Origin of the sequence: Stenotrophomonas chelatiphaga, assembly GCF_001431535.1 — a bacterium.
Classification (GTDB): domain Bacteria; phylum Pseudomonadota; class Gammaproteobacteria; order Xanthomonadales; family Xanthomonadaceae; genus Stenotrophomonas; species Stenotrophomonas chelatiphaga.
In genome coordinates this window covers 20,067-33,335 of record NZ_LDJK01000044.1, presented here as the reverse complement: position 1 = coordinate 33,335, position 13,269 = coordinate 20,067, and the positions used below count along the sequence as shown (strand labels likewise).

The 13,269-nt window shown below is 67.7% G+C and carries 11 protein-coding genes; 10 read left to right on the top strand and 1 reads right to left on the bottom strand.

What is annotated here, in order from left to right:
* Positions 1-205 precede the first annotated feature (205 nt).
* The 5 genes from rpsF to zipA all read left to right on the top strand — a co-directional run bounded on the left by rpsF (position 206) and on the right by zipA (position 5,991).
* Positions 206-643, top strand: a complete 438-nt coding sequence (gene rpsF, locus ABB28_RS10610; RefSeq protein WP_057508603.1) for a 30S ribosomal protein S6 — start codon at positions 206-208, stop codon at positions 641-643.
* 11 nt (positions 644-654) lie between these two features.
* Entirely contained in the window at positions 655-885 is a 231-nt protein-coding gene (gene rpsR / locus ABB28_RS10605; protein WP_005926280.1) for a 30S ribosomal protein S18, read from the top strand.
* 100 nt (positions 886-985) lie between these two features.
* The gene (rplI, locus tag ABB28_RS10600; RefSeq protein ID WP_057508602.1) at positions 986-1,438 is read left to right on the top strand and encodes a 50S ribosomal protein L9; all 453 of its coding nucleotides are present in this window, start codon (positions 986-988) and stop codon (positions 1,436-1,438) included.
* A gap of 203 nt (positions 1,439-1,641) precedes the next feature.
* Positions 1,642-5,145, top strand: a complete 3,504-nt coding sequence (gene smc / locus ABB28_RS10595; RefSeq protein ID WP_057508601.1) for a chromosome segregation protein SMC — start codon at positions 1,642-1,644, stop codon at positions 5,143-5,145.
* Between the two features lie 108 nt (positions 5,146-5,253).
* Entirely contained in the window at positions 5,254-5,991 is a 738-nt protein-coding gene (gene zipA / locus ABB28_RS10590) for a cell division protein ZipA (protein ID WP_057508600.1), read from the top strand.
* 54 nt (positions 5,992-6,045) lie between these two features.
* On the opposite strand, the gene ABB28_RS10585 is transcribed toward zipA, so the two are convergent.
* The gene (locus ABB28_RS10585) at positions 6,046-7,167 is read right to left on the bottom strand and encodes a pyridoxal phosphate-dependent aminotransferase (RefSeq protein WP_057508605.1); all 1,122 of its coding nucleotides are present in this window, start codon (positions 7,165-7,167) and stop codon (positions 6,046-6,048) included.
* A gap of 130 nt (positions 7,168-7,297) precedes the next feature.
* Here ABB28_RS10585 and ligA point away from each other — a divergent pair, with 130 nt between their 5' ends.
* From ligA to mtnA, 5 genes are all read left to right on the top strand, one after another.
* Positions 7,298-9,763: an NAD-dependent DNA ligase LigA gene (gene ligA, locus ABB28_RS10580; RefSeq protein ID WP_057508599.1), complete on the top strand. Its 2,466-nt coding sequence runs from the start codon at positions 7,298-7,300 to the stop codon at positions 9,761-9,763.
* Positions 9,764-9,815: 52 nt separating this feature from the next.
* Complete coding sequence (locus ABB28_RS10575) at positions 9,816-10,298, top strand: GNAT family N-acetyltransferase (RefSeq protein WP_057508598.1); 483 nt, start codon at positions 9,816-9,818, stop codon at positions 10,296-10,298.
* A complete protein-coding gene (epmA, locus tag ABB28_RS10570) occupies positions 10,295-11,248 on the top strand; it encodes an EF-P lysine aminoacylase EpmA (RefSeq protein WP_057508597.1) in 954 nt (317 codons plus the stop codon). Before ABB28_RS10575 ends, epmA begins: the two co-directional genes overlap by 4 nt.
* Before the next feature lie 133 nt (positions 11,249-11,381).
* Positions 11,382-12,077 (top strand): DUF3011 domain-containing protein, encoded by a 696-nt coding sequence (locus tag ABB28_RS10565; protein WP_425479540.1) that lies wholly within the window; start codon positions 11,382-11,384, stop codon positions 12,075-12,077.
* Between the two features lie 20 nt (positions 12,078-12,097).
* Entirely contained in the window at positions 12,098-13,159 is a 1,062-nt protein-coding gene (gene mtnA, locus ABB28_RS10560; protein WP_057508595.1) for an S-methyl-5-thioribose-1-phosphate isomerase, read from the top strand.
* The last annotated feature ends 110 nt before the right edge of the window (positions 13,160-13,269 follow it).

Genomic DNA, 13,269 nt, shown 5'->3' with positions numbered 1-13,269 from the left:
CGAAACGAGGCCCGCAGGATGCGGCTCCTGCCGTCCCCCGCCCAGCCTCGCCGCCCGGCCTCGCGTAGGCTCAGCTTGCCTCGGCCAGGGCCAGCAGGCATAATTGGCGGCTTCCTGCGCTCAGCGTAGGAGCCCTTGCCCCACCGCCGTCATCACCGCGGGGGGCTGTCCGGCCGAAACGGCCACATCCGAAAGGTATATAAACATGAGTCGTCATTACGAAATCGTGTTCCTGGTCCACCCGGATCAGAGCGAGCAGGTCCCGGCCATGATCGAGCGCTACAAGTCGCTCGTCGAGAACGGCAACGGCACCATCCACCGTCTGGAAGACTGGGGCCGTCGTCAGCTGGCTTACCCGATCCAGAACCTGGTGAAGGCCCACTACGTCATGCTCAACATCGAAGTTGACCAGGCCGTGCTGAGCGAGCTGGTGGAAAGCTTCCGCTTCAACGACGCCGTGCTGCGCAACCTGGTCGTCAAGCGCGATGGCCCGGATACCGAGCAGTCGCTGATCATGAAGAGCAAGGACGAGAAGGGTGACAAGCCCGAGCGTGGCGAGCGTCGTCGTCGTGACGACGAAGAAGGTGAAACCACCCCCGCCGCTGACAACGATGCCGGCGACGACGCCGCTTCGGCCGCTTAAGGAGCACTGACATGTCCAAGTTCTTCCGTCGCCGCAAGTTCTGCAAGTTCACCGCCGAAGGCGTGAAAGAGATCGACTACAAGGATCTCAACACCCTGCGCCAGTACCTGACCGAGAACGGCAAGATCGTGCCGAGCCGCGTCACCGGCACCAAGTCGAAGTACCAGCGCCAGCTGGCAACGGCCGTCAAGCGCGCCCGTTTCCTGGCCCTGATCCCGTACACCGACAACCACGACATCTGATGTTGGCGGGCGGCTTCGCGCCGCCCTCCCGCACTGATATTCGGACAGCCATCCGCTGCGGGGCCCGGCCTCGCTAACGAATACATTCTGGAGTAACACCATGCAGCTGATCCTTCTGCAGAAAGTCACCAACCTCGGCAATCTCGGCGACCTGGTCGACGTGAAGCCGGGCTACGGCCGCAACTTCCTCGTGCCGCAGGGCAAGGCCGTGCCGGCCACCGAGAGCAACAAGGCTGAGTTCGAAGCCAAGCGCGCCGAATACGAAGCCAAGGCCGAGTCGATCCACTCCGACGCCGAAGCCCGCAAGGCCAAGCTGGAAGGCAAGTCCGTGACCATCGCGGCCAATGCTTCCACCGAAGGCAAGCTGTACGGTTCGGTTGGCGCGCGCGAAATCGCCGAAGCCTTCACCGCTGCTGGCCTGCCGGTCAACAAGAGCGAAGTCATCCTGGGCGAAGGCGCCTTCCGCAACATTGGCGAGTACGACGTCCTGGTGCACCTGCACGCCGACGTTGAGACCACCGTCAAGGTCGTGGTTGAAGCCGAAAAGGCCTGATCCCGCGCCGCAAGGCATGGAATCGCCAGAACGGGCGCCCGCAGGGGCGCCCGTTTTGTTTTGCGGCAGGCCGGTCCCTGCGTAGAACACGGCCACATCGGTATACTCGGTGCATTACGCCCGGCCGACGACCCTGATCCCAGCCGGATCAAGGGGTTGGCGGGTAAATGCAGGCCTCATAACGGCCCCGGCCCGGAAACCCTATGCGTCTTTCCACGATCAAGCTGTCCGGCTTCAAGTCCTTCGTCGATCCCACCACGCTGCACCTGCCGACCAACATGACCGGCGTGGTCGGACCGAACGGCTGTGGAAAGTCCAACATCATCGATGCCGTGCGCTGGGTGATGGGCGAAAGCTCGGCCAGCCGCCTGCGCGGTGACTCGCTGACCGATGTGATCTTCTCCGGTTCTGCCGCGCGCAAGCCGGTATCGCAGGCCACCGTCGAGCTGATCTTCGACAACAGCGACCACACCATTTCCGGTGAGTACGCCTCGTTCAACGAGATATCGGTCAAGCGTACCGTCAGCCGCGATGGCAGCAGCAACTATTACCTCAACGGCACCAAGTGCCGTCGCCGCGACATCACCGACCTGTTCCTGGGTACCGGGCTGGGCCCGCGCAGCTACTCGATCATCGAACAGGGGATGATCAGCCAGATCATCGAAGCGCGCCCGGAAGACCTTCGTGTCTACCTGGAAGAGGCCGCCGGCATCTCCAAGTACAAGGAAAGGCGCAAGGAAACCGAGACCCGCATCCGCCACACCCGCGAGAACCTGGACCGGCTCGGTGACCTGCGCGATGAGATCGGCAAGCAGCTGGAACACCTCAAGCGACAGGCGCGCCAGGCCGAGCAGTACCAGACCCTGCAGGAAGAGCGCCGGGTCAAGGATGCCGAATGGAAAGCGCTGGAGTTCCGTGGCCTGGATGGCCGGCTGGGCAAACTGCGCGAGGGCCTGTCACAGGAAGAGACCCGCCTGCAGCAGCTGATCGCGGAACAGCGCGACGCTGAATCCCGCATCGAAACCGCGCGCGTGCGTCGCGAGGAATCGGCCGAGGCGCTCAATGCCGCGCAGGCCGAGGTCTACCAGGTGGGCAGCATGCTGGCCCGGCTGGAACAGCAGATACAGCACCAGCGCGAACTGTCGCAGCGCCTGCACAAGGCGCGCGATGAAACCCAGCAGGCGCTGGCCGAGCTGGGCCAGCACATCAGCGGCGACGAAGCCAGGTTGATGGTGCTGCGCGAAGCGGTGGACGCGGCCACCCCGCAGCTGGAACAACTGCAGGAAGAAAACGAGATCAAGCAGGACAGCCTGCGCGAAGCCGAGGCGAGGCTGAGTGACTGGCAGGCGCGCTGGGAGCAGCACAGCAGCCAGAGTTCGGAGGCGTCGCGTTCCGGCGATGTCGAACGCACCCGCGTGGACTACCTGGACCGGCAGGTGCTGGAGGCCGAGCGTCGTCGTGAAACGCTGCAGTCCGAGCGCGCCGGCCTGGACGTGGATGCGCTGGAAGCGGCCTTCGAGCAGCTGCACATCCAGCACGACACGCAGAAGACCGCACTGGATGAGCTGGGCGAACAGGTGGAACTGCGCAAGCAGGAGGTCACCGCCGTGCAGGAGCGCCAGCGCGGCGCGCAGAACGAACTGGCCGAACTGCGCAAGCAGGCCAACGGCGTGCGCGGTCGGTTGTCGTCGCTGGAAACCCTGCAGCAGGCCGCACTCGGCCAGGAGCAGGGTGCGGCAGTGGCCTGGCTGAAGGCGCGCGGGCTGGATTCGGCAAGCCGCGTGGGCGAGCGGCTGAAGGTTGAAGCGGGCTGGGAAAACGCCGTTGAAAGTGCGCTGGGTCAGTTGATCGAAGGCGTGCTGGTGCAGGCGCCGGAACAGCTGGTGGATGCGCTGGGTGAACTGGGTGATGGCCGCATCGCGCTGGTGGCCGACGAGGAAGCGCCGTTGCAGGTGGCCTCGACATCGCTTGCCGCCAAGGTGCAGGGGCCGGTGGCGATCCGCCGTCTGCTGGCCCGCCTGCACGCGGCCGAAGACCTGGAGCAGGCGCGTGCGCTGCAGGCGTCGCTGGGTGAAGGTGATTCGGTGATCACCCGCGAGGGTGAGCGCCTGGGCGCCGGCTGGGTGCGGGTATCGCGCTCGGGTGCGGCCAAGCAGGGCGCGCTGCTGCGCGAGCGGGAGATCAACACGCTGCGCGAACAGATCGAACAGCTGCAGCAGCGCGAGGCCGAACTGGAGCAGTTGCTGGGTGGCTTCCGTGACCAGCTGCTTGCCGCCGAACAGCAGCGCGAAGATGTGCAACGTGCCGTGTACCAGGCACACCGCGGCGTGTCCGAGCTGGCTGGCCAGCTGCAGGGACAGCAGGGCAAGCTTGAATCGGCGCGCAGCCGCATCGACCGCATCGAAGGCGAGCTGGTGCAGCTGATGGAAACCCTGGAGCTCAACCGCGAGCAGGTGCGCGAGGCGCGCGGCCGGCTGGAAGATGCGGTCAGCAGCATGGGCGACCTGGAGTCGACCCGGCAGGCGCTGGAGAACGAGCGCCGGCAGCTGACCGAGGCCCGCGATCGCGCCCGCGATGCGGCCCGCAGCGTGCGCGAAGCCGCCCATTCGCTGGCGCTGACGCTGGAATCGCAGCGTGCCCAGGTGGCCTCGCTGAGCCAGGCGCTGGAACGCATGAGCAACCAGCGCGGCCAGCTGGATTCGCGCCTCGGCGAGCTGCACGCGCAGCTGGACGAGGGCGATACCCCGGTGGAATCGCTGCAGGCCGAACACCAGCATGCGCTGGAAGAGCGCGTGCGCGCCGATGGCATGCTCTCGCAGGCGCGTTCGCTGCTGGATGGCATCGACGTGGAACTGCGCGAACTGGAGCAGACCCGGCACAAGCGTGACGAACAGGCGCTGGCGCAGCGCGAGCGCATTTCGCAGCGCCGGCTGGACCAGCAGGCGCTGGTGCTGAATGCCGAGCAGCTGCAGGCGGCGGTGGAGAAGGCCGGTTTCGTGCTGCAGGAGGTCATCCAGACCCTGCCCGAAGACGCCCGCCTGGGCGACTGGGAGCAGACCGTGCAGCAGATCGATACCCGCATGCGCCGGCTGGAGCCGGTCAACCTGGCCGCCATCCAGGAATACGGCGAGGCCTCGCAGCGTTCGGAGTACCTGGATGCGCAGAACCTGGACCTGAATACCGCGCTTGAGACGCTGGAAGATGCGATCCGCAAGATCGACCGCGAAACCCGTGGCCGCTTCAAGGACACCTTCGACCGGGTCAACGCCGGCGTGCAGGCGCTGTATCCGCGCCTGTTCGGCGGTGGCCATGCCTATCTGGAGCTGACCGGCGAGGATCTGCTGGATACCGGCGTGACCATCATGGCGCGGCCGCCCGGCAAGCGCGTTTCCAGCATTTCCCTGCTGTCCGGCGGTGAGAAGGCGATGACCGCGGTGGCGCTGGTGTTCGCGATCTTCCAGCTCAACCCGGCCCCGTTCTGCCTGCTCGACGAGGTGGACGCGCCGCTGGACGAAGCCAATGTCGGCCGCCTGGCCAACATGGTCAAGGAGATGAGCGAGAAGGTGCAGTTCCTGTTCGTCAGCCATAACAAGGCGACGATGGAGGCGGCGCACCAGCTGTCTGGCGTCACCATGCGCGAACCCGGCGTGAGCCGCCTGGTCAGCGTCGACCTGGAAGAGGCGGCGCGGCTGGCCGGGGCGGCCTGATACACCGCGTGCACGGGGGATTGGTGCATTATTCGCGCCACCCCCGGTGCAAGACGACCTGCATCGTGCCATTCTTGTCTGAACGTATTTAGCCGGAGACCCAACCGAATGTCCGACACCGCACTGCTGCGCATCGGCATCCTTACCGCCGGCCTGCTGCTGATCGCTGCGATCCTGTTGTTCGGCCGGCCCAGGAAGAAGAGCCAGGGACGCCGCGTCGAAGGCGATGCCGGCGCTGACGGCGCCCAGCGTCGCGAGCCCGTACTCGGCGGTGGCGTCGATGTGCCCGGCGAGGAACCGCGCAATCCCGCCGTTGACGGCGAGCCCGCCGAACCCGGGTTGGCAGAGGCGGAAGCGAACGCCAACAGTGACCTCGGCAAGCGCGCCAGCCAGGATTTCGACAAGATTGTTTCACTGTTCGTGGCCGCCCGTGCCGGCGAGCAGCTGCGTGGCGAAGACATCGTGGTGGCGGCGGAAAAGACCGGGCTGGTGTTCGGCCACATGAATGTCTTCCACCGGCTTGTCGAAGGCTACCCCGAACGTGGCCCGATCTTTTCGATGGCCAGCATCATGAAGCCGGGCAGCTTCGACATGGGCACCATCCGCGAGATGGAGACCCCGGCAATCGCCTTCTTCCTGACCCTGCCGGCGCCGCTGACCGCGCTCGACGCCTGGGAAAAGATGCTGCCGACCGTGCAGCGCATGGCCGAACTGCTGGATGCGGTGGTGCTGGATGACAGCCGCAACGCGCTCGGGCGCCAGCGCATCGCGCATATCCGCGACGACCTGCGTGCCTATGATCGCCAGCACCAGGCGCCACCGCTGACGAAGACGCCACGCTGGTAGACCACGCGGCGCCGCCGGATGACGGCGGCGCCGATACCGCAGCTTGGCCGGCGTTTACTGCCCGGCCACGATGGCGAAGGCGTCGCGGAAGCGTTCCATCTCCGCTTCGCTACCCACGGTGACCCGCACCCGCTGCGGCCAGATCGGCCAGCTGCGGCCGATCACCACGCCCTGTGCTTTCATCGCGGCAACCCACTCGGCGCCATTGCGGCCGACGTCGACCATGAAGCAGTTGGCTTCGGACGGGATGCAGGCGAAGCCACGTTTTCCCAGCCAGGCGATCGTCGCCTGACGTACCTGCGCATTCTGCAGTCGGCGCTGCGGCACCAGCAGCGGGTCGCGCAGGCTGGCCAGTCCGGCTGCCAGCGCGGGCACCGGCAACGGGTTGTCGCCCAGCGTCGCCAGTTCCGCCAGCCGCGCCGGTGCGGCGATCGCCACGCCCAGTCGCAGCCCGGCCATGCCATACAGCTTGGAAAACGTACGCAGCACGATCAGGTCATCGCGCTTGCCGGCTTCGCCGGCCAATGAAGCCTGTTCGCTGTACTGCAGATAGGCCTCGTCCAGCAGCACCCGGGTGGCCGCCGGCTTGTTGGCCAGCAGCCAGTCCAGGTCCGCGCGTGGGGTGATCGAGCCGGTGGGGTTGTTCGGATTGCAGATGTAGATCAGGCCGGTTGGCTGCTGGCGGGCGGCGTCGACCATCGCCCGCACGTCATGCGCGCCATCCGCGCGCAGGGCGATGCGGTGCACGAGCGCGCCACGCGCGGCGGCCATCTCGCCCAGGGTTTCAAAGGTCGGATCGGCGGTCACCAGCGCGGCCTCCGGGCCGGTCCACAGCAGCGCCGCCCGGTTGAGCGGTTCACTGGAGCCGGGGAACAGGCGCACCTGCTTCGGATCCAGCTGCTCGCCGTGGGCGAAGGCATCGCGCAGTTCGCTGGCGAGGGCGAACTGATAGCGCCCGCTGGCGGCCACGCTGTCGCGGGCTGCCTGCTGCGCCGCGGGTGACGGGCCATACGGGCATTCATTGAAATTGAGCAGGATCGGCGCGGGATCGCTGCGGGTCGGCGATGCAGCGAGCGGCCGGGGCGTGCCGGCGACGGCGGCAAGCGGGTTGCCGGCCAGGGCCAGGCCGGTGCCGGCCAGCTGCAGGAAGCGCCGTCGGGAAGTGGGCAGGGGCACGCAGGTCATCCGGCAGGGGAGGTCATCGCACGCTAGCGCCGGGCGCTGCGTGCTGCAAGCGCATCCCGGCGCGGCCAGCACACGCCGTGGACGGTAGAATCGCGGCCTGTACAGGAATTACCGGACCGGCATGAACGTTACTCCCGCCCAGCGCATCGACGCCCTCCGCCGCCAGCTTGCCAGCGCCAACGCGGCCTACAACGAGCGCGATGAACTGCTGATCCCCGATGCCGACTACGACGCGCTGATGCGCGAGCTGGAGGCGCTGGAGCAGGCCCATCCGGAGCTGTCGACCGTCGACTCGCCCACCACGAAGGTCGGTGCGCGTCCGTCGTCGCGGTTCACCGAAGTCACCCATGCGGTGCCGATGTTGTCGCTGGGAAACGCGTTCAGTGACGAGGAAGTCGCCGACTTCGTGCGTCGCATCAGCGAGCGGCTGCGTCGGCCCGAAGTTGCATTCTCCGCCGAGCCGAAGCTGGATGGCCTGGCGATCAGCCTGCGCTACGAAGGCGGCCGATTCGTGCAGGGCGCCACGCGTGGCGATGGCAGCAAGGGTGAAGACGTGACCGCCAACCTGCGGCAGATCGGGGACATCCCGCACCAGTTGCAGGGCGCCGGCTGGCCGGCTGTGCTGGAAGTGCGCGGTGAGGTCTACATGGCACGCGCCGACTTCGAAGCGTTCAACGAACGCGCACGGCAGCAGGGCGGCAAGGTGCTGGCCAATCCGCGCAACGCGGCCGCCGGGTCGCTGCGCCAGCTGGACCCGAAGATCAGCGCGCAGCGCCGGCTCAGCTTCTTCGCCTATGGCACCGGCCAGGTGGAGGGTGGCGAGTTGCCCGATACCCATTCCCGCACGCTGCAGCAGCTGCGCGGCTGGGGCTTCCCGGTAAGCGAGCTGTGCGCGGTGGTCACCGGTACGCAGGGCCTGCTCGCCTATTACCGTGACATCGGCGAGCGCCGTGACGGGCTGGCGTTCGATATCGATGGCGTGGTCTACAAGCTGGATGACCGCGAAGGGCAGCAGGCGATGGGCTTCGTCGCACGGGCGCCGCGCTGGGCGATCGCGCACAAGTTCCCCGCGCAGGAACAGAGCACCACGGTGGAGGCCATCGAGATCCAGATCGGGCGAACCGGGGCGGCCACGCCGGTGGCGCGCCTGGCGCCGGTCGCGGTGGCCGGGGTGATCGTCTCCAATGCCACGCTGCACAACGCCGACCAGATCGCGCGGCTGGACGTGCGTGTAGGCGACAGCGTGATCGTGCGGCGCGCCGGCGATGTGATCCCGGAGGTGGTCAGCGTGATCGCCGACCGCCGTCCTGCCGGCACCATGCCCTGGAAGATGCCGACCCACTGTCCGGTATGCGGTGCGGAGATCGTGCAGGAAGAGGGGGCGATCGCGTGGCGCTGTTCGGGCGAGCTGAGCTGCCCGGCACAGCGCAAGGAGGCGATCAGCCATTTCGCTTCGCGTCGTGCGATGGACATCGACGGGCTGGGCGGGAAGTACATCGAAACGTTGGTGGATGCGGGCATCGTGCGCGGCGTGGCCGATCTGTACCGGCTGAGCCGTGACACCCTGCTGCAGTTGAAGCTGGTGCTGGATGCCGAGGACCCTTCGGCGCTGGCCGCCAGCTTCAGCCCGCACCTGCCGCCTGATGGAAGCGGTGCGGTGCTCGCCGCCGTGCTGAAACTGGACGCAGGCGATCCGGGATGGCGTGCGCAGGCACTGGCCCAGCCGATCACCTTCAGCTGGAACACGAAGAAGATCGCCACGCGTTGGGCCGACAACCTGGTGGCCGCCATCGAGGCCAGCCGCGACGCGACGCTGGAGCGCCTGCTGTTCGCGCTCGGCATCGAGCATGTCGGCGAAAGCACGGCCAAGGCCTTGGCGCAGTGGTTCGGCGAGCTGGAACTGATCCGCCACCTGCCGTGGCCGCTGTTCAAACGGGTGCCGGACATCGGCGGGGAAGTGGCGCGATCGCTGGGCCATTTCTTCGAACAGCAGGGCAACCAGCAGGCCATCGATGACCTGCTGCAGGTCGGCCAGGTGCGCATCACCGATGAGCATCCGCCCAGCGCCAAGCTGCGCGAGGGACTGGATCTTGCGCAGCTGCTGGTGGAAGCGGAGATCCCCGGCATCACCCGCCTGCGTGCGGAAAAGCTTGCCGCCGCATTGAGCAGTGCGCCGTCGATACTGGACGCCGAGCATGGCCAGTTCGTCAATGCCGGCCTGCCTGACGACACTGCGCGCGGCCTGGCGGCGTGGCTGGATACCGAAGGCCATGGCGAGCTGCTGCTGCAGGCGGAGGCGAAGATGAAGCAGATCCTGCAGCGCGCGCCGCAGCAGGCCGAACAGGCCGGCGGGCCGCTGGACGGCCAGACCGCCGTGCTGACCGGCACGCTGTCCGCGCTGACCCGCGATGTGGCCAAGGAGCGTCTGGAAGCGCTGGGCGCGAAGGTTGCCGGCAGCGTGTCGAAGAAGACCAGTTTCGTGGTCGCCGGCACCGAAGCCGGTTCCAAACTGGACAAGGCCCAGTCGCTGGGCGTGCCGGTGTGGGACGAAGACCAGCTGCTGGCCTTCCTCGCCGCCCACGAATGAAACGTATCAAAGCCGGGCGCGTGCCCGGCCGTACCCCTTGAAGGAGAGTTGCATGCAGACCGCCCCGCTGGATTTCCGCATGGCCACCCGCGCCGATGAAGCGCCGTTGATCGCCCTGATGCGCGAGTTCTACACCGAAGACCAGATCACGTTCGACGAGGCGCGCGTGCGCCGCGGCGTCGATTCGCTGCTGGCCGATCCGCGCAATGGCGAGGTGCTGATGCTGCTGGACGAAAACGGCGCGGTCGGCGGCTACGTGGTGATCGCGATGGGCTTCAGCCTGGAGCAGGGCGGGCATTTCGCGCTGCTGGACGAACTGTATCTGGCGCCGGGCGTGCGCGGGCGGGGCCGCGGCCGGCAGGCGCTGGCGATCGTCGAACAGCGCGCGCGCGCACGCGGCGTTGAGCGCCTGCGGCTTGAAGTGAACCGGCACAACGAACTGGCGCGCCGGCTGTACACCGCCACCGGCTACATCGACGACACCCGCGACCTGATGACCCTGCCGCTGGACCATCCGCGCGACGGCCTGCTGTGAGCGCGCTGCTGCAGGCATTGCGCCAGCGCGCCGCGCTCAACGCGATGGTGCGGCGCTTCTTCGCCCAGCGCGAGGTGCTGGAAGTGGAGACCCCGATCCTGTCGGCGGCAGGCAATACCGAGCCGAACATCGACAGTTTCCATACCGATTTCAGCGGCCATCGCGATGCCGGTGCGCGCCGTCGCTGGCTGCGTACCTCGCCGGAATTCCCGCTCAAGCGGTTGCTGGCTGCCGGCGTGGGCGACTGTTACGAACTTGGCCGGGTGTTCCGCAATGGCGAAGCCGGCGGGCGCCACAACCCGGAGTTCACCATGCTGGAGTGGTACCGGGTGGGCTGGGACCACCACCGGCTGATCGACGAAACGGCCGCCTTGGTGCAGCAGGCCCTGGCGCTGGTGGGACGGGTGGCAACCCTGCAGGTGATCGACTACCGCACGCTGTACCTGCAGCGCGTCGGCGTGGATCCGTTCGAGGCGAGCATCGCCGAACTGCGGCTGCCGCTGGCCGGCATCCAGATCGATGCGGCGGGCCTGGGCCGGGACGACTGGCTGGACCTGTTGATGACCCACTGCATCCAGCCGCACCTCGATGACACGGTGATGACCGTGGTGCATGACTGGCCGGCCTCGCAGGCGGCGCTGGCGCGGATCCGCGAAGATACGCCGCCGCGCGCGGAGCGTTTCGAGCTGTACCTGGGGCCGGTCGAACTGGCCAATGGCTACCACGAGCTCGGCGATGCGCAGGAACAGCGCGCGCGCTTTGAAGCCGACCACCAGCGCCGGCAGGCACGCGGTGACGTGCTGCCGCCGCTGGACGAGGCGCTGCTGGCGGCGCTGCCGGCGATGCCGGCCTGTGCCGGCGTCGCGGTGGGCGTGGACCGGCTGCTGATGGCCATGGGGCGTACGGCGCGGATCGCCGATGTGCTCGCCTTTGATTTCAGTCGGGCCTGAACGTCGTAAGCGACGCTTGCGGGCCGTTGGCGATGATGCTCTTATCACGCCGGTTGCCGCATGGTGGCAAGCGAATCACGATGACAGGGCGGACGAGTCGTTGAACAAGTTGTTGGCAAGCACGGGGGCCTCGCTGGGCGCACTGCTGCTCTGGACCGCGCTGCTGCCATCGGCTGCCGCGCAGGGGCAGGGAGGCTATGCCGGCGAGGTAGTGCGTTGCCAGTCGCGCGATCTCGGATGGGTGCACTGCAGCATGGACGTCGAAGGCGGCGTGGAGCTGGTACGCCAGCTGTCGGAAAATGCCTGCGTGCGGGGCAGCGAGTGGGGTACCGACCGTTCCGGGGTGTGGGTCACCCTGGGTTGCCGTGGCGAATTCCGCGCACGCGGTGGCGCTGCCGCTGCAGCACCGGGTGCCCCGGCCAAGGTTGTCCGGCGCGTGGTGCGTTGCGAGTCCAACGGCCGCCCGCAGAGCTGTCCGGTACGCCTGGAAGGTGCGCCGGTGCGGTTGCTGCGGCAGAACTCGCGCATGCCCTGCCGCGAAGGCCACAGCTGGGGCTACCGACGCAACGAGATCTGGACCACCCGTGGTTGCGAAGGTGACTTCGAGATCGGCGCCGTGGACGGCAGCGGCTTCGTCGATGCGCCGCGCCGGGTCACCTGTGAGTCCAAGGACCGACGCCGGCGCTTCTGCGGGGCCTCCATCACCACCGGCGTCAACCTGCTCAAGCAGCTGTCCGGGCGTGCCTGCGAAGAAGGGCGCAGCTGGGGCTGGGACAAGCGTGGGATCTGGGTGGACGACGGTTGCCGCGCCGAGTTCTCGGTGAACTGAGCGCGCATTACAATGGGCGCATGAACACGCCCACCGAAATCGACTACGCCCGCTACGACCACATCCGCCCGATCCTGTGGACCGGCGATGCCCTGCAACTGCTGGACCAGCGCAAGCTGCCCTTCGTGGTGGAGCACGTGGCCTGCACCACCAGTGACGAGGTGGCCAGCGCCATCCACGCGCTGACCGTGCGCGGCGCGCCGGCCATCGGCATCGCCGCCGCCTGGGGCGTGGTGTTGGCCGCCCGCGACGTGCAGGCCGAAGACGGCCCGCAGGCCCTGCAGAAGCTGGAACCGGCACTGCAGCGCCTGAATGCCTCGCGGCCGACGGCGGTGAACCTGGCCTGGGCGCTGGCGCGCATGCGCCGGGTGCTGGCAGCGGCGGGCGCGGACTGGAGCGCGGTGCTGGAACGTGAAGCCGAAGCCATCGCCACCGAAGACCTGGCGGCCAATCGCCACATGGGCGCCCTGGGTGCCGGCCTGATCGACGCTGGCAGCGGCGTGCTGACCCACTGCAACACCGGGTCGCTGGCCACCGCTGGCTTCGGCACCGCACTGGGTGTCATCCGCGCCGGCATGGCCCAGCAGCGCATCGCCAAGGTGTTCGCCGGGGAGACCCGGCCGTGGCTGCAGGGCGCGCGCCTGACCGTGTGGGAGCTGCAGCAGGACGGCATCGATGCCACGCTGATCGCCGATTCGGCCGCTTCGCATCTGATGAAGACCGGTGCGGTGCAGTGGGTGATCGTCGGCGCCGACCGGATCTGCGCCAACGGGGACACCGCCAACAAGATCGGCACCTACCAGCTGGCCATCGCCGCACGCCACCATGGGGTGAAGTTCATGGTGGTGGCGCCGTCCTCGACCGTGGACATGGACACCGCCGATGGCAGCGAGATCGAGATCGAACAGCGTGATCCCGGCGAGTTGTACGGGGTCGGCGGCAGCCGCACCGTGGCCGACGGCATCGCCGCCTGGAACCCGGTGTTCGACGTCACCCCCGGCGAGCTGATCGACGCCATCGTGACCGAGCGCGGGGTGATCCTGGCGCCGACCGTGGCCAACATGCGGGCCGCCTTCGGCTGATCCTGCAGCGGGCGGCGAAGCGGATCTGCCAGCCAGCCGGGGCAATCGGCCAACAGGCCGGTAACGGGCCCCTAAGTTGCTGATTTCTTCCGGTAAAAACCCGCTGAACA